We start from the raw sequence: 20,157 nt of genomic DNA, 5'->3' as shown, positions 1-20,157 counted from the left end.
TCCATGTTACGATACGAAGGAAATGTATCTACGAATGGAAATGAGGGTCTACAATGAGCGAACATGTGCATGATGAGAACTGCAACCACGATCATGACCACGAAGAACACGTATTCCTTGTCTCGGACGAGGAAGGCAACGAGCGTGAAATGGTGATGGTTTTTACGTTTGAATCCGAAGAACAAGTATATTCTGTCCTGCTCGATCGTAACGATCCTGAAGCTGACGGCGTTATTTTCCGTATTGAAGAAGAAGACGGCGAAGCTTTCCTGGTCGGTATCGAAGACGATGCTGAATGGGAGCGCGTGACAGCGATCTACGAAGAAATCGCGAAGAGCGAGAACGAAGGCAAATAAGAAAGCGAAAACTCCGGTGCCGGATGGCAGCGGAGTTTTTTTATGGCCTTTCATAGGCCGGCGTTTATTTGCGCGGGTTGAAGTAAATGGTTCGGCCGTTGAACATCTTGAGCTCGGCTTGCAGCTGCTTGGCCATGTACTTGCACAATTCATTCGCTTTGGATTTGTCGCCATGGGTCGCGGTATCGGGCAGGACGACTTGAACGTGGGAGACGGTCTTCTCGCCGTTCGTTTCCGTGCCGACCCCGAACATAATGTAGTTGTACTGCGGCGTTGTACCCTTCAGATAGAACCAGCGGTCCTCTTCCCCGGACTTCGTTTCAACGGTATACGGAAATGCCGCTTCGGCATAATCCCAATCCAATTGTTGACCTGTTAGGCCCGTCTGTTCCTTGTACCGGTTCAGCCGGTCTTTCACTTCCGAAAGGCTGAGAGCATCGACCGCGGAACCTTGCACGAATTTTATGTAAGCGCTTTGACTCATTATCGCCCACCCCCTCCAACATCATAGCATTCCGAAAATCGATTGACAATCACCGGAAGATCAGGGGAGGGAATCCGAGCGGATAGCCTCGTCATTATTCAAACCCGCGACGCGTGGCCGGGATGGAAGCGACGTAGACATATCGTACTTTCAAGCTCTCTTGATCGAATAGAAAAGAAATGGTATAGACGCGGCTAGGGTGCTTCGTAACGGCATCGTTGCGATTCGAGACGAGCGGCTTATAGGTGCCGTCCTGCATTTTCTCATATTCATAGTTGGCCATCCCGACGCCATCATAACCGAAGGTACCGTATGCGGCTAAGACATCGGACAATGCGCTTTCGCCAAGGATGATGCCTTTGTTCGTTTGCAGAACGGTGTCCGTTAACGATGGCTCTATCGAATCTTGGTCGATCATCCAGTCGTCGAGTATGCCGCGATCATCGAAATGCGCCGAAAATAAAGGAAACGCCGACTGATCGAATACATTCGTTTCCGTAGCGATACCGAATTGCTGCTCGGCGTCCGACTTGGATTCGCCGTAAGTGAGCAGGGGACTGCGGTCTGCCCCGTATAAACCGAAGTCCGCGCCGGTAACGGCTGTCGCACTGAAGTCGGGCAGGCGTTCCGCCGCGGCAACCGGCATCGAAGGCAGTTGATTCGGATCGGACCGCTCTTCGGGACGCGGCTCGATGGTCATCATTCCCTTCAATGTCAGCTGTCTCAGCCATTGCATCGCTTCCGCCCTCGTCAACGTTCGCGCAGCGCCGTACTCCGCAACGGTTCTCGCATCGCTGTTGGCCATGCCTTGACCCAAGAGACAGGCAATCGCCTCGTCGCCTTCGAAATGCAAGCCTTGTGCCGAAGTAATCAGTTCGGCTGCCGCCAGGCGCGTAATCGGCTGCGTCCGTGCTCGCTTATCGCCGGCTCCGGCAGTCGGATGGTTCCACATGTCGGCAAGTCCGTAGGGACCGTCGCTCCAATCGTACGAATAGCCGCTTCCTGCAGGTATATGCTGCGTAGGCAATAGGATGCCGAAAGCGCGGTACAGCGATTTGAGAAACTCGACTTCCGAGATCGGTTGATCGGGTCTCAGCGTGCCGTCCGGATAGCCGTCGATAATATGCTGTTGAACAGCCCATTGAAACAGCGGTTCCGACCAATGACCCGCTATGTCGGACGGCTGCAGGGGGAGATAGGTCCACTCATTGTCGGCGGGCCGATCCGGAATGACCTGATAAGGTATGGCCGACGCCGTGCCGCCGAGCAAGAATGAGCAGATAAGACCGCCTAATAATCCGCGTTGGATCCTCTTCATGTGCCTCGAAACGCTCCAATCGTAGTAGAGTGATTGTACCATCGTATATCGGCATATATCGGCATACGGACCGCCAACATTTATCAGCTATTCCGTATATATAAGAAAAAACCCGATTCTGCCCATGAAGGGCGAATCGGGTCGGCGATGCGATCAGGAGATGGCTTCTTCTTCGACGATGACTTTGACGAATTGGATACTGCGGTCTTCGGGGCCTTTCACCGGCAATCCGACTTCGACGTGGTCGACGATGTAATCGATATTCGTCTGCGAGATGACTTCGCCGGGGAGCAGGATCGGAATGCCCGGCGGATAGACGTAAATGAACTCCGCGATGATGCGTCCGGCAGACTCCTTGAACGGTACGACTTCCGTCGCGCCATAGAAGGCGTCGCGCGGCGTTAGGGACAGATGCGGGATCTCCGGAATTTTCACGACGAGCTCGGTCGCTTCATTAACATGATGCTGTTCGGCGAGATCGCGCAAAGCCGTAAGCAGCTTGCTGATGGAATCTTCCGTGTCGCCGGGCGTCACGAGCGCCAGGATATTGTACATATCGCTGAGCTCGACCTCGATATTGTAATGATCGCGCAGCCAGTTCTCCGTCTCGTAACCGGTAAGGCCTAGATGACGGACATGAATCGTGAGTTTGGTCGGATCGTAATCGTAAGTCGCTTCCGAACCGAGAATTTCTTCGCCGATGCAGTAGAGGCCGGGCATGCTGTTGATCTCGGCCCGCGCGTATTTAGCCAAGCCGATGGCCTTCTCGGCGATATCGTGACCGTTAATGGCCAGGTTCCGGCGGGACGTATCGAGCGATGCCAATAGAATGTACGACGTCGAAGTCGTTGTCAGCATGCTGATGATCGTCTGGACGCGCTTCTGGTTGATGCGCTCGCTGCGCACGTTCAGAACGGAGCTCTGCGTCATGGAGCCGCCGAGCTTGTGGACGCTCGTTGCTGCCATATCGGCGCCGGCTTGCATGGCCGACATCGGGAGCTTCTCGTGGAAATGAATGAGCACGCCGTGCGCCTCGTCAACGAGAACCGGAATGTCGTAGCTGTGGACGAGATCGACGATTTCTTTCAAATCGGCGCATATGCCGTAGTAAGTCGGGTTAATAACAAGCACTGCCTTGGCATCGTGATGGCGATCGAGCGCGCGCTGCACGGAGCGGGTCGTGATGCCGTGATCGATACCCAAGTTGGAATCGCGGGCAGGCGAGATGAAGATCGGGCGCGCGCCGGCGAAGATGATGGCGGACATGATGGATTTATGCACGTTGCGCGGCACGATGATTTTGTCGCCTGGCGAGCAGACGCTCAGAATCATCGTCATAATGGCACCGCTTGTCCCTTGTACCGAAAAAAAGGTATAATCAGCTCCGAAAGCATCGGCTGCCAATTTCTGGGCCTCTTCGATGACGCCGGTCGGCTGATGCAGGTCATCCAGCGGCGCTATATTAATCAGATCGATCGACAAGGCGTTGTCGCCGATAAATTCGCGAAATTCGGGGTCGCTGCCCATTCCCTTCTTATGCCCGGGAATATGAAACTGTACAGGGTCTTTCGCCGCATGCTCTCTAAGGGCGGTGAACAGCGGGGTCCGGGTATGATCCATTGCTTTCATCCCAGCCTTTCATAGTGGATTGTTTAATTGTATTGTTACAAACAAAGTTGAGTATAGCAAAATCAGGGGGGATTGCAAGCGGCATTTTTGTTGAGACTATAGGAACGAAGCTAATCCGGACATGGCATGGAAGGAGAACAGACATGGAGATCGCAAAGGGCTGGGCGGGCAAAAAAGTATTGTCATCGCCGTTCGTCGTTCAGCTGCTCGTCATTATGTATTTGGTAGAATTCGTCAAAGGCGCACTGCTCGTATCTATTCTTCCTGTTTATATGCGGGAGGAGCTGAACTTGACCGCGTACGCGGTCGGCTGGGCGCTTGCGCTGCAGTATATTGGAGATAACGCGTTTCGTTCGCCGCTCGGCTGGATTATCGACCGCATCGGCTATCGGTACGTGATGCTGTTCGGCGTCTTGTTCACGAGCGCCTCCGTGCTGCTCGTCAGTTTTACGAGCGGCTTCGGCTGGATCATCGCGGCTTGTTTGCTGCTTGGCATCGGAACATCGCCGCTTTGGCCGTGCGTCATTAACGGCGCGACGACCGTAGCGGGCAACGAAGCCAGCGGTACCATCATGAGCGTCGTCTATATGGCTTGGCTGACCGGGGTCGGCTGCGGGCCGATCGTCATCAATTTCTTCATCGTACATACATATGCGCCGGCGTTTCGCATTCTAATCGGCATGATGATCGTCGTCGTGCTCGTCGCTTTCTTCCTGCCGGGCAAGAAGCAGTCGATGGCATTGGAAAATCGGGAGATTCCGAGCGCTGCGGACGAGGCGCACCGTCATCTGCCATGGTCTGTGCGCGTAAAGCGCTATTTTGCGAAGGTGGGCGCTTCGCTTCATGCGAGCAAGCTGCTCTATCCCGCGATGTTCACGCAAAACTTCGCGCTGGGGCTGTTGACGCCGGTACTGACGCAATATGCGAGGACGGTGCTGCATTTGTCGCCTCAACAGTACAGTATGTATTTGGTTGCGGGCGGCGCCGTAACGGTGCTCGGATTGATCCCCGTAGGCAAATGGGTAGACCGTTTCGGAACGAAGTGGTTCCTGCATGTAGGCTTCATCACGGCTGCAATCTCGCTCACCACGCTCGGATATACGCGCTCGCTGCCGATGGTGCTGCTTATCGTGGCCTTCGTTGGTCTTGGTTATGCTTGCATCATTCCGGCTTGGAACGCGCTGATCGCCCAAGCGATTCCGAAAGCGGAACGCGGCGCCGTCTGGGGTTTCTTCCTGACGATCGAGGGTCTTGGCATGGTATTCGGCAGCGTAGCGTCAGGAAAACTGTGGGATAAACTAGGCCCTCATTCTCCGTTTCTCGTCAGCGGAGCCGTATTGTTGCTCTTGTTTGTTCTTCATTTGTTCATAACCAGACATCGGACAGATGTGGTACGATGAACGAAGTGGAGGGAATGACATGAAGAGAGACAACCGTTTGGGCATCGTTATGGTTATGCTGATGTCGACTTTTATCGGATTCGGAATTATTATTCCGGTATTGCCGGAGCTTATTAAAGAAGCGAGCCCGGAATCCATGGAATTTCATACGGGAATGATGCTTTCCCTATATTCGCTTATCTCGTTTCTTCTTTCGCCTTTCTGGGGCGGATTGTCGGATCGGATCGGGCGCCGTCCTGTCATACTCATCGGCGTGCTCGGCTTCGCCGCGAGTTTCCTGGTATTCGGCATCGCGGATGGCAGCCTGCCGATCATGTACGCGTCGCGCGTGCTAGGCGGTCTGTTCTCGGGTGCGGTAACGTCCGTCATCGTTGCTTACGTAGCGGATATTACGCCGCCGGATCAACGGACGAAGGGCATGGGGCTCGTCGGCATGTCGATCGGACTCGGCTTTACGATCGGTCCCGGCTTCGGCGGACTGCTCAGCCTGGTTTCGCGGAACACGCCGTTCTTCGCTGCCGCGGCACTTGCGCTGGTGACGTTCTTCATCGCCGTGACGAAGCTTCCGGAATCGCTGCCGTCCGAAATGCGCCAAAGCACGCAGCAGCGCAAGCCGTCCAGATGGAGCGCGTTTACCGGGTCTTTGAAATATCTTTACGTGCTGGCACTGTTCGTTTCCTTGTCGTTGGCCGGCCTGGAAGCCACGCTTCAGCTGTTCGGAATCAAGCGGTTCGATGTATCGCCGCTGCAAGTCGGCTTCATGTTCTTGATCTGCGGCCTGGTCGGTGCGCTCGTTCAAGGCGGCATCGTGCGCAGGCGGATTCGCAAAGGGCAGGAACCGGCGTATATTGCGGCCGGTTTGATCATTTCGGCGATCGGATTCCTGCTTCTCGTGTCTGCGCATACGCTGATCTCCGCGACCATTTATCTGGCTATCTTCGGCGTCGGGAATGCCTTGATACGTCCTTGCGTAACCTCGCTCATCACGCAGAAGACAACGGTGGGACAGGGCGTTGCATCGGGACTCAGCTCGTCGATGGATAGTTTGGGTCGGATTATCGGACCGCTTGCGGGCGCGTTCTTGTACTCGGTTCACTTGACGCTGCCGTTCTTGGCAGGAGGAATCCTGTCTATTGCCGCGCTTACGTTCCTGGTCCGTTTCCGCAGCTTGGATCGCAAGGACGGTTCGGTCGAGCCTTCGGCATCGGTTAAAGTATCGATCGAATGAATTCGAACGCAATCGAATTTTAATAGGAATGAAATGAAGCTTCGCATGATGGCCCACGAGCCTAAGCGAAGCTTTTTTTGCGTCTTATTGGCGTAAACCAAGCCCTTGCATAACGAGTAAGCGCATAGCCGACTACGTCGCGGGACGCTGTGTCTTCTCCGTCTTAGGTCGGGGATAAAGACTGGTCTGCAGACGTTTACCGTCCTTTGAGCGAAAAGGTAGACTTTAACAAGGAGTTCCGAGGAGAACCATAGTTTGAAGGGAGAATGGAAAAAGAATGCAGTGGATTACAAAATGGGCGTTCAATAACAAAGCGGCAATGAAGCTGGTCGTGCTGATGGCACTGGCGATGGGGGTCATCAGTTACTTCAGGCTTCCGATGGAATTTCTTCCGTCCGCCGATAACCCGATGGTAACCATAGCGGCGATCGGTCCGGGCTATGACGCAAAATCGATGGAAACGGAAGTAACCGATAAGCTCGAGGACGCGGTGCAGTTCGTCAAAGGCAAGAGCCTCATGACCTCGTCATCCGGCAACGGGTTCTCCAAGATCGACTTGTCGTTCGATTCGAAGACGAACATGAAGGACGCGAAGGCCGAGGTCGAAGCGGCAGTCAACGCGGTGCAGCTGCCTCAAGGCGTCATGACGCCTTATGTCGTACAGTTCAACACTACGATGATTCCGATTTCCTGGGTATCCATCGGATTGGACGGCGTGAAGGAAGCAGACCGGGAGAAAGTGGAGAAAGATTTAATTAACGAATTCAAGAAAGTCGACGGTGCAGGCGAAGTTTCCCTGAGCGGCAAATCCACGCCAAGCATCTCGATTATTCCGGATACGTCGAAGCTCTCCGAGAAAGGCGTACCGTTCCAATCGCTGATGGGCGTGCTGCAAGGCCGTAACGTAGCGGCTTCCATCGGCGAGAAAACGATCGACGGCGCATCCGGCAATATTATTGTCGAAGCCAGCGTGGGCGATCTGGATACGCTTCGCAAGCTGCCCGTTGCGCAAGGCGTGACGTTAGGCGACGTGGCGGAAGTGAAGATGGAGAACGATCAGGAGAGCATCAGCAGCCTGAGCGGCAAAGACGTACTCATGCTGACGATCTCCAAGACGGCCAACGCCAATGCCGTAAAAGTGGGCAATGCCGTGCAAGATACGGTCGACCGACTGAACAAAGACATCAAAGGCGTCGACATCCAAGTGTTGTCCAGCACATCGGAGCAAGTCGTGCATTCCGTCAATTCCATGCTTCGCGAAGTATTGATGGGCGCCTTGTTCGCAACGGTCGTCATCCTGCTCTTCATGCGCAATATCCGCGCGACGCTCGTAACGATCGTATCGATTCCGTTGTCGCTTGGCATCACGCTTTATTTGCTGCAAATTTCCGGCGTTACGCTGAACATCATTACGCTTGGCGGCGTCGCGGTCGCCGTCGGCCGTCTCGTGGATGACAGCATCGTCGTGATCGAGAACATTTACCGCAGGCTGCAAAAGGAGGCCTTCTCGATCAGCCTCGTAACCGAGGCGACGAAGGAAGTGGCTACGGCGATTACGTCGTCCACGCTGGTAACGGTCGCGGTATTCCTGCCGATGGGGCTGCTCCGCGGTTCGCTGCAATCGTTCCTGCTGCCGTTCGCGTTGACGGTTACGTATTCGCTGCTGTCCTCGCTGCTTGTAGCGTTGACCGTCGTGCCGCTGCTCAGCGCCGTGCTGCTGCGCAATACGAAAATGAAAGAGCACGAAAGCTCCAAACGGTTCACGAATTTCCTGGGCTGGTGCTTGGCGCACAAATGGGTGCCGCTCGTTATCGCCGTTGGCCTGCTGATTGGCTCCGTAGGTGCCTACATGTCGATGCCGAAAGGCGCGATCGACTCTTCGAATGCAGCGAACCTGAACATCACGCTGGAATATCCAAGCGAAACGCCTCATGATGCCGTGATCGCAGGCGGCCGCAAGCTGGAAGCGTTCCTGTCGAAGAACGCCGGAATCGACTGGGTGCTGATGCAGAACGGCAACAGTTCCGATTCGGCTAAATTCGGTGAAGTAAGTTCGCCGACGCTCGTGACCTACCTTGTACAGATGAAAGACGGCGCCGACGCCGAGAAAGTGATTGCGGCCGTGCAAGGACAGCGCTCCTCCTTCAAGGATGCAGAGCTGAATGCGGGAGCCATGGACTTCATGAGCGGTTCCAGCGGCACGCAGGTGCTCGTCGATGTAACGGGAGACGACCTCGAGGCGATTGCCAAGAGCGCGGACGAAGTCGTTGCGGCGATTAAACCGATCAAAAACGTCTTGAAAGTCAAAACGAACCAAGATGAGAAGAAACCGGTCTACACGTTCCAATTGGATCCGTCGCAAACGAATGGTACGGAAGTGGCTTCCCAGCTGCAAGGCTTGTTGAATCCGATCCCGCTCGGTTCGTTGACCATCGACAATCGGACGACGAATGTCGTGCTGCAGCCGTCCGTTAATCCGAAATCGCAATCCGATCTGAACGGATTGACGATTATGACGGCTGCCGGCCCGGCGCAAGTATCCTCCGTCGCGAAGCTCGTGAAGAGCGAGCAAGCAAGCGTCTATTACCATAAAGACGGCAAGCCGTACGTCCGCGTCGTCGCGAATGTGGATCCGAAGCAGCTGTCGAAAGTCGGCAAGGAAATTACGACGAAAGTCGGGGAGCTCAAGAAGCCGGACGGCGTAACGTTTACCGTAGGCGGCGCTTCCGCGGACCAATCGTCCGATTTCGCCGATCTAGGCATCATCATGTTGATCGCCATCGGCATCGTATACCTGATCATGGTCGTTACGTTCAAGACGCTGCGCGCACCGCTCGCCATTCTGTGCTCGCTGCCGTTAGCTGCGATCGGCGCAGTCGTCGGATTGCTCGTCATGGGGATTACGCCTGACTTCACCGCCGTCTTCGGAGCACTGATGCTCGTCGGCATCGTAGTCACGAATGCGATCGTCCTCATTGACCGCGTGAAACAGAACGAGCAGCGGATGACGATCCGCGAAGCGCTTATCGAAGCGGCGGCTACTCGTACGCGTCCGATTCTGATGACGGCGATCGCCACGATTTCCGCGATGCTGCCGCTCGTGTTCGGCTCGTCGGAAAGCGGAAGCATCGTATCCGAAAGCCTTGCCATCGTCGTTATCGGCGGTCTTGCCGCAGCGACGCTGCTCACGCTTGTCATCGTGCCGTGCATTTACGAACTGTTCTTCTTCCGCCAATCCAAGCGCCAGCGCGTAGACGCTAAGATGGAGCATGCGGCATAATAATCGAATCTTTGCCCGCTTGAGCATAAAAGCCTCGCGCCGATGGACGGCGCGAGGCTTTTTGTGCGAATGGGCACGTTATAAATGCGAGGCCATTCGTTAAAATGACATTTTATAGAGCGGCAGCACGGTGCGGAACGTTTCTTCCACTTTGGCAATGAAGGCTTGGCCGTCCGATAGGACGGGATCCTCGCGGTCGATGATGATGCCGCAGAGCGCTTCCGACGCTTTCACGGCGCGAAGCCGTTCGAGAAGCTTGGCAAGTCCATCGCGGCCGAGTTCGGCCTGCGTATCGCCGCCGGGTACCATATGATTGCCCGACCAGACGTAATGGGCCGGAATATGCCGTTCGATATCCTCGAGCTGTTTAAGTGCATGCTCCGCAAACACCGACTTGTTGTCGGACTCGTAAATAATGGCAAATTGCACGAACAAATGGGAGCCGAACAGTCCGATTTGGAAGTGAGGGAACATTTTATAACCGCGCTTGCCCGGCGCGAACGCGACCCAGGTATCATTCGGCGGATTGATGGTCCGACGCGCATGCTTGGCGACATGCGGGAACATCGGCTCTCCGCAGATCTCCGTCAGGAACGGCGCGAGCTGCTCGCCGAGTTCGTTCAATTTAGGCCGGATGCGGGAGATTAGCGCGTCCATCCGCGGTTCGAGTCCCGGAATGGCGAACACGTCGAAATCATCGGACGTAAAGCCGACAAACGCTCCGATCGTGGAGCCGGTAGTAAGTGTCATCGTAATCATTCATCCTTTCGGTCGCAGGAAAACGCATAAAGCCGCAATGCGGCTGCATTCGCATGTGAGTTTGTCCAACTAGCATCCTTTTGATTATAGCATAGGTACGGGTTTGCAATCTCGCAGCGATTCCGGTAGTCTACTTTAGTATGGTTGTACACCTGAGGTTGGGAGAGGTCATTCATGTTTTGGCAGCAATTATGGTTTTTATCGAATATGGTTTTCGTCGCGCTATTGATCGTGTATTTATTCATGCATCGTGCCGTAACGCTTGCCCGCCAGGAGCAGAATGCCGTGCTGCTCGCGAAGAAGTTGAAAGTAAGGATGACGTTCGCGTTCATTACGATCGCTTCCTTTCTCGTCATGATTTCGTTCTTCTTGATCAATATGCGCGTTAACCGTTAACCGGTTGCAAGATGTGTCTAAAACTTGTCTCTTTCCGACTTTTCGCAACTTTTACGAACCATGAACGTCTTTGTTGTTTGAGTAGGCTGAAGGACAGCCGGCAAATGACGCGACAAACGCGCATGGCCATGAGAAGCAAGGAAAAGGAGACGCATCATGAAATCGCTAAAATGGATGTTGCTTGTATCGCTCTTCGTAATGTCGATTACGAGCGCTGCAACAAAGAACACGTTTGCGGAAGGCGGAATCGTCCCCGTAACCACGACCGACACTACTGTCACGAACGGACTTGGTTTTCCGAGTGCCGTCACCCTTACAAATCGGCTTGATCTGACGATGGGAAGCGCCAATATGCTGCATAACGGAACCGCGTACAAATCCGCGCAGCCGGTTGTGAGCATCAATGGGCGGACGTTTATTCCGTTCAGTTCGATCGCAGCCCGATACGGCTACAAAATTTCGTACGATGCCGCGAAGAAAGAATCGATCGCGAAGAGTGACCAGCATGAGCTGGTTTTCAAAATGGGCAGCGGTTTTGCCTACCGGGACGGCGTATTGACGAAGCTGACAGGCGTTCCTTTCATTTCGAACGGTTACCTCATGGTGCCGCTACGTTCTTGGGGGGAGATGGCGGACAGCACGATAGCGGTCGTTAACAAGACGATTACGCTGAAATGGTCGACTACCGTCATTCCGCCGAAGCCAACGGCGAATTTCGAAGTGCAGCCTGGTGAAATTTTCGCTGGACAGACGATTGTCTCGTACATCGATCATTCCACGAATGCGACTGGCGAGCCGTTCGTCGATGAGCGCTGGGAAGGCCGGATGGACGTGTTTCCCGAACCTGGCACTTATGTGATTACGCACCAGCTTGAAGACACGAACGGAATCTGGAGCGAACCGTATTCGGTGACGGTGACGGTCAAAGCGCCGAATATGCCGCCTGTTGCGGATTTCACGACAGAGAAATCGCAGTACCGGATCGGTGAAGAAGTTAACTACATCGACATGAGTACGGACGACGAGAATGCCATCGTTCGCAGAACGTATACGGGCAACGATAAAGTCTTCTTCGAAGCTGGCGATCATTCGGTTACATTGGTGGTCGAGGATTCGCACGGTTTGACGTCGACCGTCACGAAGACGGTTTCGGTCTCGAACAGCGTATTGTACACCAAAGAAGAGTATGAGCGCTTGAATACGAAGGTAGGCGACAACTTCACGATCGATGGGGCGTCGGTACCGAAAATGCCGGCGATCGGTTATACGATCAACTCCGTGCGTTCCCAGTTGGTTCGCAGCAATAGTCCGGAGACGCTTATTCAGGAAGGCATCGCGTACGAAGCGCAGCTTACCGGGCAAGTCAGGTTCATGTTCCATAACGTGAACAAAATCGGTTATCCGGTTCGCATGTATCTGCTCGCGACTAACAATAACAGCAGCACGGTAAACGTCAATACGAGTTCGATCGGCATCGGCGGCCCGGATCCGATTGTCGCCAATACGGCCAAGATGTCGACGCTGCGGTATTTGACATCCGTTGGCAGCAATCCATCGCCGAAGTGGATGACGGTGAAGCCGCATCAAACCATCGAAATTTTGCCCGACATTTCAAAAGTGCCGATGAAGCTGAACGAAGTATTGTCTGCTTACGCGGATATCTACAGCGACCAAGAACTGCAGTTCCATGTGGTCGTCGTAGCAGCCGATAAGAATCCGATTACGGAACTGCCGAAGCTGGCGGTTATGCCGCGCGACGGCATTCACGTCAGAGGTACGTTCAACAACGCGGACCGCACGATCGACATTAACGATACGCTTGGCGATATGGATCAGCGGATCGTGATTGGCGATAAGACGATCGACAAGTATTTGGACGGCATCGACGATACGACAGGCGAGCTGCAATACAACACCGGCAACTTTGGAACGTTGTACCGCATGCATCTGCCGCATGTATCGCCGAATACGCTGATCGCGCTTAACCCGCGGGGCGGCATCTATACGGGATCGTTCATGGTAAACGGACGAGTCGTGACGTCTTCGCTGATGAACAACACGCAGGCTACGGTGCTTTACCGAACCGGAGATACGGAGGAATCGGTGGATCTCGTCTTCACGCTCGCCGGCGGCAGCAATCTTCCGATTGCGCTGACATTCCTGCCGCTGCCGGAGCTCCGCTGGTAGCAAGCTGCAAGTTGCCATTATTAAATAAGAAATGGAACGAGAAGACATAGCATCAGCTATGGCGTATAGCCGATCGCGGTCGGCATATGAAAAAACCGTGCATCCCCAAGTTATGGGGATGCACGGTTTTTCGTGTTGCTGCTGGTTGCAGCAGCACAGGGGTCCACTCGGCCTATCGTTCCCGTTCTCCAGCGATGACGGGGACAAGCTGCTCTTCTTCGGCAGCCGCGCCCGCATGCTGTTTGCGGAACTGCTTCGGCGTCATGTTGAACCGTTTCTTGAAGACGTAGTATAAGTAATTGCTGCTTGCGAAGCCGTGCTCCAACGCAATCTGCTCGATCGGGCGGCTGCCCTCGACGATGGCCGAACAGATTTGGGAGAGCCGGTAGTTCTCCAGATAAGCCGTGAACGAATCTTCGCCTTGTTCGCGGAATACCCGTTGCAGCTGCCTTGGACTGATGGGAATCCGTTCGGCGACTTCCTGCAGCGTGAGCGGCTGCGCGTAGTTGTCATGAATGAACTGCGTCGCAATCCGAAACCGGTGCTCGTTGATGTTGCGGGAAGGCGGTTCGAACGTTACGTTCGGAATGGCGGACATCCGCGCGGCGCGAAGCAGGATTTGAATAATCGCCTGCTTGATGGTGGAGAACGCCCCCGGCTGTCCTTCGTTCCAAGCGCGGTAAGCCGTCAGAAACCAAGCCATCGCATTGTATTGATCGACATGCGGCCGAAGCGGCAGATTGTCGAGCGCCCGAACGCAGGCTTCCGCTTCATGGCGTTCCCAAGGATCGCCCCAAGCGGCGGTTTGATCCGATTCTTTGATCGGAACGATGTCGATGTGGAGGCAGAGCTCATCCATCGCTTCGCGGGCATCGGCTTCCTGCTGGTGGATGACGTTCGGCCCGGTCAAATAGAACAAGCCTTCGTGGAGCGGATAGACGGCATCCTCCAGGATGACAGTGCCTTTGCCCCGCGGGATGAAATGAAACTCGTACTCCGAATGTTTATGGAATCGGACGATCTTGCCCGGTGAGAAGGAGGTCAAGTGGCAGCGCAGCACGCGAAACCCGTAACCGCCCCAGCGGAATTGAATATCGAGCCTGTCGATCGCGTCATTTCGCTCGGCCATCAAGGTGTAAGCAAACGGTTTAGCCAGCTTCATCGCCTCCTTCGAATACTAGGGATCGCAGATTAATTTTGCAGCTCGGACAGGGAAACGGCGCGTTTCTCGGCGTTGGAGATCGTAGCGGCTTCCATCAATTTCGTCAAATCGATCGCATAGCCAACGTTCTCTTCCGCTTCCGTGCCGTTCAGTACGTGGCCGACCCATTGATCGTATGCGGAAATGCGTTGTGCTGGCTGTTCGATTGTTACCCACTCTTGCGAATTCAGCTTGTTGCTGCGAACGCGTACGACTTCATCCGGCAAGCCGTACAGCAGCGTGCCTTCCGTACCGTGGATTTCCACGCAGAATGGGGAATGTGCGTTTACGAAACCTGCTTCGACAATACCGACAGCGCCGTTCTCGTAGCGAAGCGTGGCAACCGCGTTGTCTTCGACTTCTTTGCCCGTTACGTAGCCGAATGCCGCGCTTACGCTCGTAGGCAAGCCGAGGAAGAGGCGAGTCAGGTACATCGGGTGGCAGCCGAGATCGATCAGCGCGCCGCCGCCGCATTGCTCGAGGTTATAGAAATGTTCTGGCAGCCAGTTTGCGATCGCGCCGTTGTGGGACAAACGGACGCGCGCTTGCGTCAGCTCGCCGAGCAAGCCTTGGCTCAGCACTTCTTGTGCTGCCAACGTGTAGCGGTCGTTAAGGCGCGGCAGCGAAACGGTCAGCTTCACGCCTGCTTCGCGAACCGCGGCGATGATTTCGTTGACTTCGCGCAGCGTAGGCGCAATGACTTTCTCCGTGAAAATATGTTTACCGGCGCGGGCAGCCTTCACCATGACATCGCGGTGGATGTTCGTCGGCGTATCGACGACGACGGCATCGATGTCCGTGCGCGCGAGCAATTCATCCAAATTAGCGATAAACGGAACGCCGAGTTTAGCGGCGGCTTCTTGACCGCGGTCCGACAGTTCGTCCCATACGGCGACGATTTCGGTGTTCGGATTTTCTTGAACTTGTTTGGTGTAATCCCAGGCATGAACATGCCAATAGCTGAGCATAGCAACGCGAATCATTGAATTATTCCTCCTAATAGTGGGTAGATGCAAGAAACTTCAGTTGTGGCGTACATTTAGAGTTTTACTTGCTCTAATTATGCGACATGTCTATACGGTAACACAAATGAAATCGTGCAATAATACGTTTCCGTGACAATAAACATACAAAATCACGACAAATGAGTTGTCGCTATTTTGTAAGCTGTTTGAAAATTGACGCCGAAGCCGAATTGCGTCATGATAGATACCATTAAGCCTGCGTACGCGCGCGCATATTTAATAGTAGAAGGGGGAGCTGCCATGCGTGCCGTTATTAAAGCGCCGATTCATGTCTACCGCCGCTATATTTCGCCGCTTAAGCCGCCGACCTGCCGATTTTATCCGACCTGCTCCGCTTACGCGCTGGAGGCGATCGACAAGCATGGGCCGCTGCGCGGAAGCTGGCTGGCGATCAGGCGAATCGGCCGCTGTCATCCGTTTCATCCGGGCGGAGTCGACCTCGTGCCGCCGACGCGCGAAGAGCTTGAACGCCAAGCGTCGGCCGCTCTTGACAGCGTATCGGAGGATTCGGTATAGTTTCAGCAAGAGCATTCGTATTGAATATGGCATTCGATGAACGGATAAGTACAGAAGCGATGACCTTACCAGAGAGCCGGGGGAGCTGGAAACCGGCAAGGAACAGCTTGTGGAAAATGGTCCCGGAGAACCGCTTCCGAGCAGCAGCGCGCAACGACGGCTGGGCAAGGCTGCGGCGATTGACCTCGTTACCGGTCTTTTGCTCATCTGCGCGGATGAGGTGCGTTGCCGAGAGGTGGAGCACCGCGTGTAGTGATCCGGTGAGCCGAATGAAGCTTTCTTCCCGAACGGACGCGGCTGCGCATCCGGTGTGACGGAAGAGAGGAATTTGGGTGGTACCACGTTAGCGACAAGCTTTCGTCCCATAGCGGACGGGGGCTTTTTCTGTTTTTTTGAGTCTATGATGAATGCTTGCTTGAAGCAGGCTAGAGGGAGTGTTACGCATGAGCGACAGCAAACCAGCGTTTTACATTACGACACCGATTTATTATCCGAGCGACAAGCTGCACATCGGACACGCGTACACCACCGTGGCAGGCGACGCGATGGCCCGCTACAAACGTTTGAGAGGCTATGACGTCTGGTATCTGACCGGCACCGACGAGCATGGACAGAAGATCGAACGCAAAGCCGCGGAGAAAGGCAAGACGCCTCAGCAATTCGTTGACGATATCGTCGTGCTTATCAAGGATCTATGGCAGAAGCTCGATATTTCCAATGACGATTTCATCCGGACGACGCAAGACCGTCATAAAGTCGTCGTCGAGCAAATTTTCGATCGCCTGCTGCAGCAGGGCGACATCTACAAAGGCAACTACGAAGGCTGGTATTGCACGCCGTGCGAATCGTTCTTCCTGGAGCGCCAGCTGGTCGACGGCAACTGTCCGGACTGCGGACGCCCCGTAGAGCTGGTCAAGGAAGAGAGCTACTTCTTCCGGATGAGCAAATACGCCGACCGCTTGCTGCAATATTATGAAGAGAATCCGGATTTCATCCAGCCGGAATCCCGCAAGAACGAGATGATCAACAACTTCATTAAACCGGGCCTCGAAGATCTTGCGGTATCCCGCACAACGTTCGACTGGGGCATCAAGGTCAAAGGCGATCCGAAGCATGTCGTGTACGTATGGATCGACGCCTTGTCGAACTATATTACGGCGCTCGGCTACGGGACGGACGATAACGGCCGCTTCGACAAATTCTGGCCGGCGGATGTTCATCTCGTCGGCAAGGAGATCGTGCGTTTCCATACGATTTACTGGCCGATCATGCTGATGGCGCTCGACTTGCCGCTGCCGAAGAAAGTGTTCGCGCACGGCTGGCTGCTCATGAAGGACGGCAAGATGTCCAAGTCGAAAGGCAATGTCGTGGATCCGGTAACCCTGATCGACCGTTACGGCCTCGATGCCCTTCGTTATTACCTGCTTCGCGAAGTGCCGTTCGGCGCCGACGGAACGTTCACGCCGGAAAACTTCGTGGATCGGATCAATTTCGACCTGGCGAATGATCTCGGGAATTTGCTGAACCGGACCGTCGCGATGATCGACAAGTACTTTGGCGGCGAAGTGCCGGCTTACGATGGTCCCGTAACGGCGTTCGACGAGAAGCTGTCTGCGCTTGCCCAAGGCACGGCGGAGCAGGTCGAAGCGGCGATGGAACGAATGGAGTTCTCCGTTGCGCTGACGGCGATCTGGCAGCTGGTAAGCCGGACGAACAAATTTATCGACGAGACCCAGCCGTGGACGCTCGCGAAGAGCGAGGAGAAGCGGGGCGAGCTCGCTTCCGTCATGCATCACCTGGCAGAGTCGCTGCGTATCATTTCCATCCTGCTGCAGCCGTTCCTCACGAACGCGCCGCTCAAGATTCGCGCCCAGCTGGGCATCGCGGAAGGCGCGCTGACCGACTGGGAAAGCACGAAGCAATTCGGACTGCTGCCGGGCGGAACGCGCGTCGCGAAGGGCGATCCGATCTTCCCGCGTCTCGACGTTGCGGAAGAGACGGCCTTCATCGCCGTATCCATGAACGGCGGGGCAGCGTCTGCGGAAGCATCCGAGGAAGCGGCTCAAGCTTTGCCTGCTGCCGAGGCGCAAGCATCGGCTCCGGCGTCGGCACAGCCTGCGGCAGCGGATGCCAAAGAAGAAATCGGCATCGACGAATTCGCCAAGGTCGAACTTCGCGTCGCTCAAGTGCTTGCCGCCGAGCCCGTTCCGAAAGCGGATAAGCTGTTGAAGCTGCAGCTCGATCTTGGTTTCGAACAGCGCCAGGTCGTATCCGGCATTGCCAAATTCTACAAGCCGGAAGACCTGGTCGGACGCAAAGTCATTTGCGTCGTCAACCTGAAACCGGTGAAGCTGCGCGGCGAGATGTCCCAAGGGATGATCCTTGCGGCATCCCACGGCGACCAGCTGACGCTGGCAACGGTTCCGGAAGATATGCCGAACGGCGCAATTGTGAAATAAGCGTGAATATTGACCGCCGGGGCGTGCAGCCCCGGCGGTCGTTTGTTGACAGGGCACATGCCCCTCTATATAATCGTAATAGTAATGTTTACGATTATGGATGATAATAGATGGCAGGTGGATGTACGCGTGTTTAAGAAATCATGGTTTCGTTATCGTTTTGCAGCCGCGGCGGCCTCGCTTGCGGTATTGATTATTTTCACCGCGGGCTGCGGCCCTTCCGGTCAAGGCAAGCTGGTAGAGGGAAAGCTGAACGTCGTGACCAGCTTCTACCCGCTCTACTTCTTGGGCCAGCAGATCGGAGGCGCGGACGCCAATGTCATCAACATGATACCGGCAGGCGTCGAGCCGCATGATTGGAGCCCGAAGAGCCAGGATTTGGACACGGTGTCGAAGGCGCAATTGTTCCTCTATAACGGCGCCGGCTTGGAAGGATGGGTCGATGATTTCCTGGAAGGCCTGCCGGGCAATTCGAAGCTCCAGACGGTCGAGGTCAGCAAAGGCATTCAGAAAATATCCGGTAATCCCGAAGACGAAGACGATCATCCGGACAAGGGGCATGTCGATCCCCATACATGGGTCAGTCCCAAGTCGATGATCATCATGGCGAAGACGGTGCTGGATCGTTTCAGCGAAGCCGACCCGGCGCATAAGGATGCTTATGAGGCCAACTACAAGGTGCTCGAAGGAAAGCTGTCCGCGCTCGATAAGCAATATGCCGACACGCTTGCAACCGTGAAGAAGAAGGATATCGTGACGTCGCATCAGGCTTTCGGCTACCTGGCGCGTGATTACGGTTTGAAGCAAGTGGCTATAATGGGGTTGTCCCCGGATGCCGAGCCGAAGGCGCGGGATTTGCTGAACATCACGAAATTCGTGAAGGCGAATGGCATCCAATATATCTTCTTCGAAGAGCTCGTCTCGGATGAAATCGCCAAAACGCTAGCCAGAGAAGCGCATGTCCAAACGATGGTGCTTAATCCGCTTGAAGGGTTAACGCCTAAGCAGGCGTCCAAAGGAGAAGATTATTTCTCGCTCATGCAGACGAATTTGCAAAATCTAGTGCAAGCTTTACAATAAATAGAGGCATGTCATTGGTCCGGGAGTGAAGTGGATGTTTATGAAGCAACAGCAGCAAGCGCAGCTTGCCTGCCATGCGCCGATTATCGAATTGGATGGGGTTTCGTTCGCCTACGAGCAGCGGCCTGTCATGAGCGATGTCAGTTTTACCGTGCAGGAGCGCGATTTCGTCGGTTTGATCGGGTCCAACGGCGCCGGGAAGACGACGCTGCTTCGCATGATCGTCGGGCTTCTGAAGCCGACGAGCGGTTCGATCAAGCTGTTCGGCCAGCCGATCGGCCAGTTCCGCGATTGGGAACGAATCGGCTACGTGCCGCAGAAGAATTCGTTCAATCCGTTGTTTCCGGCCACGGTTCGCGAAGTCGTGCTGTCGGGCTTGTACAATCGCAATAAGATTTTCAAGCGCGTGTCGAAAGCGGATGCGGTCAAATGCGAGGAAGCGCTGCATGCGATGAAGATCGATGATCTCGCAGGCAAACGCATCGGACAATTGTCCGGGGGGCAGCAGCAGCGTGCTTTTCTGGCGCGAGCGCTGATCAACAACCCTGCGCTGCTCATCCTGGACGAGCCGACCGTCGGTATCGACGCCGATACGCAGGAAGGGTTCTTCCATCTCATCAAACATATGCACCAGCACCATAACATTACGTTTCTGATGGTGTCGCACGATATGGGGATGATTCAATCCTATCTGGGCCATGAGCCGAAGCAGGAAGCGGGCAAAATCAAGTTTTACGTGAAGCATTCCCACGATCTCGAGGATTGCGGGGAAACGAATTTGACGCACAGCCTTCGCGAGCTGCGTCAATCGATGGAGAGAGGGAAAGTAGGCGTATAGC

Annotated in this window: 16 protein-coding genes; 10 read left to right on the top strand and 6 right to left on the bottom strand. The window is 54.9% G+C overall.

The annotated features are described in order from the left end of the window. Nucleotides 1-53 precede the first annotated feature (53 nt). Complete coding sequence (locus tag GZH47_RS05305; protein ID WP_162639049.1) at nt 54-356, top strand: DUF1292 domain-containing protein; 303 nt, start codon at nt 54-56, stop codon at nt 354-356. Nucleotides 357-420: 64 nt separating this feature from the next. On the opposite strand, the gene GZH47_RS05300 is transcribed toward GZH47_RS05305, so the two are convergent. From GZH47_RS05300 to GZH47_RS05290, 3 genes are all read right to left on the bottom strand, one after another. After that, nucleotides 421-840, bottom strand: a complete 420-nt coding sequence (locus tag GZH47_RS05300) for a DUF1885 family protein (RefSeq protein ID WP_162639048.1) — start codon at nt 838-840, stop codon at nt 421-423. A gap of 94 nt (nt 841-934) precedes the next feature. Next, complete coding sequence (locus GZH47_RS05295; RefSeq protein ID WP_225446367.1) at nt 935-2,158, bottom strand: S-layer homology domain-containing protein; 1,224 nt, start codon at nt 2,156-2,158, stop codon at nt 935-937. A 153-nt stretch (nt 2,159-2,311) separates the two neighbouring features. Continuing rightward, a complete protein-coding gene (locus GZH47_RS05290) occupies nt 2,312-3,778 on the bottom strand; it encodes an aminotransferase class I/II-fold pyridoxal phosphate-dependent enzyme (protein ID WP_162639046.1) in 1,467 nt (488 codons plus the stop codon). A 152-nt stretch (nt 3,779-3,930) separates the two neighbouring features. Between GZH47_RS05290 and GZH47_RS05285 the strand changes: the two genes are divergently transcribed. The 3 genes from GZH47_RS05285 (at nt 3,931) to GZH47_RS05275 (ending at nt 9,695) form a co-directional block, all read left to right on the top strand. After that, nucleotides 3,931-5,187 carry an MFS transporter gene (locus tag GZH47_RS05285; protein ID WP_162639045.1) on the top strand — a complete coding sequence of 419 codons (1,257 nt, stop codon included), beginning with the start codon at nt 3,931-3,933 and terminating at the stop codon, nt 5,185-5,187. Between the two features lie 19 nt (nt 5,188-5,206). Continuing rightward, on the top strand, nt 5,207-6,415 hold the full coding sequence (locus GZH47_RS05280; protein WP_162639044.1) for an MFS transporter: 1,209 nt from the start codon (nt 5,207-5,209) through the stop codon (nt 6,413-6,415). A gap of 277 nt (nt 6,416-6,692) precedes the next feature. Then, the gene (locus tag GZH47_RS05275) at nt 6,693-9,695 is read left to right on the top strand and encodes an efflux RND transporter permease subunit (RefSeq protein WP_162639043.1); all 3,003 of its coding nucleotides are present in this window, start codon (nt 6,693-6,695) and stop codon (nt 9,693-9,695) included. A gap of 99 nt (nt 9,696-9,794) precedes the next feature. Here GZH47_RS05275 and GZH47_RS05270 read toward each other — a convergent pair whose 3' ends face one another. Then, a complete protein-coding gene (locus GZH47_RS05270; protein WP_162639042.1) occupies nt 9,795-10,445 on the bottom strand; it encodes a YktB family protein in 651 nt (216 codons plus the stop codon). A 183-nt stretch (nt 10,446-10,628) separates the two neighbouring features. Between GZH47_RS05270 and GZH47_RS05265 the strand changes: the two genes are divergently transcribed. After that, nucleotides 10,629-10,850, top strand: a complete 222-nt coding sequence (locus GZH47_RS05265; RefSeq protein ID WP_162639041.1) for a hypothetical protein — start codon at nt 10,629-10,631, stop codon at nt 10,848-10,850. A gap of 156 nt (nt 10,851-11,006) precedes the next feature. Further along, on the top strand, nt 11,007-13,037 hold the full coding sequence (locus tag GZH47_RS05260; RefSeq protein WP_162639040.1) for a stalk domain-containing protein: 2,031 nt from the start codon (nt 11,007-11,009) through the stop codon (nt 13,035-13,037). 172 nt (nt 13,038-13,209) lie between these two features. Here GZH47_RS05260 and GZH47_RS05255 read toward each other — a convergent pair whose 3' ends face one another. Both GZH47_RS05255 and GZH47_RS05250 read right to left on the bottom strand, forming a co-directional pair. Then, nucleotides 13,210-14,199 carry a helix-turn-helix transcriptional regulator gene (locus tag GZH47_RS05255; RefSeq protein WP_162639039.1) on the bottom strand — a complete coding sequence of 330 codons (990 nt, stop codon included), beginning with the start codon at nt 14,197-14,199 and terminating at the stop codon, nt 13,210-13,212. Nucleotides 14,200-14,228: 29 nt separating this feature from the next. Then, nucleotides 14,229-15,221, bottom strand: coding sequence for a Gfo/Idh/MocA family protein (locus GZH47_RS05250; protein WP_162639038.1), 993 nt, complete (start codon nt 15,219-15,221; stop codon nt 14,229-14,231). Nucleotides 15,222-15,503: 282 nt separating this feature from the next. Here GZH47_RS05250 and yidD point away from each other — a divergent pair, with 282 nt between their 5' ends. From yidD to GZH47_RS05230, 4 genes are all read left to right on the top strand, one after another. Continuing rightward, nucleotides 15,504-15,779: a membrane protein insertion efficiency factor YidD gene (yidD, locus tag GZH47_RS05245; RefSeq protein WP_162639037.1), complete on the top strand. Its 276-nt coding sequence runs from the start codon at nt 15,504-15,506 to the stop codon at nt 15,777-15,779. 443 nt (nt 15,780-16,222) lie between these two features. Further along, nucleotides 16,223-18,238, top strand: coding sequence for a methionine--tRNA ligase (metG, locus tag GZH47_RS05240; protein ID WP_162639036.1), 2,016 nt, complete (start codon nt 16,223-16,225; stop codon nt 18,236-18,238). Between the two features lie 129 nt (nt 18,239-18,367). Further along, nucleotides 18,368-19,318 carry a metal ABC transporter substrate-binding protein gene (locus tag GZH47_RS05235; protein ID WP_225446366.1) on the top strand — a complete coding sequence of 317 codons (951 nt, stop codon included), beginning with the start codon at nt 18,368-18,370 and terminating at the stop codon, nt 19,316-19,318. Between the two features lie 34 nt (nt 19,319-19,352). Beyond that, complete coding sequence (locus GZH47_RS05230) at nt 19,353-20,156, top strand: metal ABC transporter ATP-binding protein (RefSeq protein ID WP_225446365.1); 804 nt, start codon at nt 19,353-19,355, stop codon at nt 20,154-20,156. The last annotated feature ends 1 nt before the right edge of the window (nt 20,157 follow it).

It is taken from the genome of Paenibacillus rhizovicinus, assembly GCF_010365285.1.
GTDB classification, from domain to species: Bacteria; Bacillota; Bacilli; order Paenibacillales; family Paenibacillaceae; genus Paenibacillus_Z; species Paenibacillus_Z rhizovicinus.
Note: the sequence above shows the minus strand (reverse complement) of the source record. Positions and strands in the feature narration are given on the sequence as shown.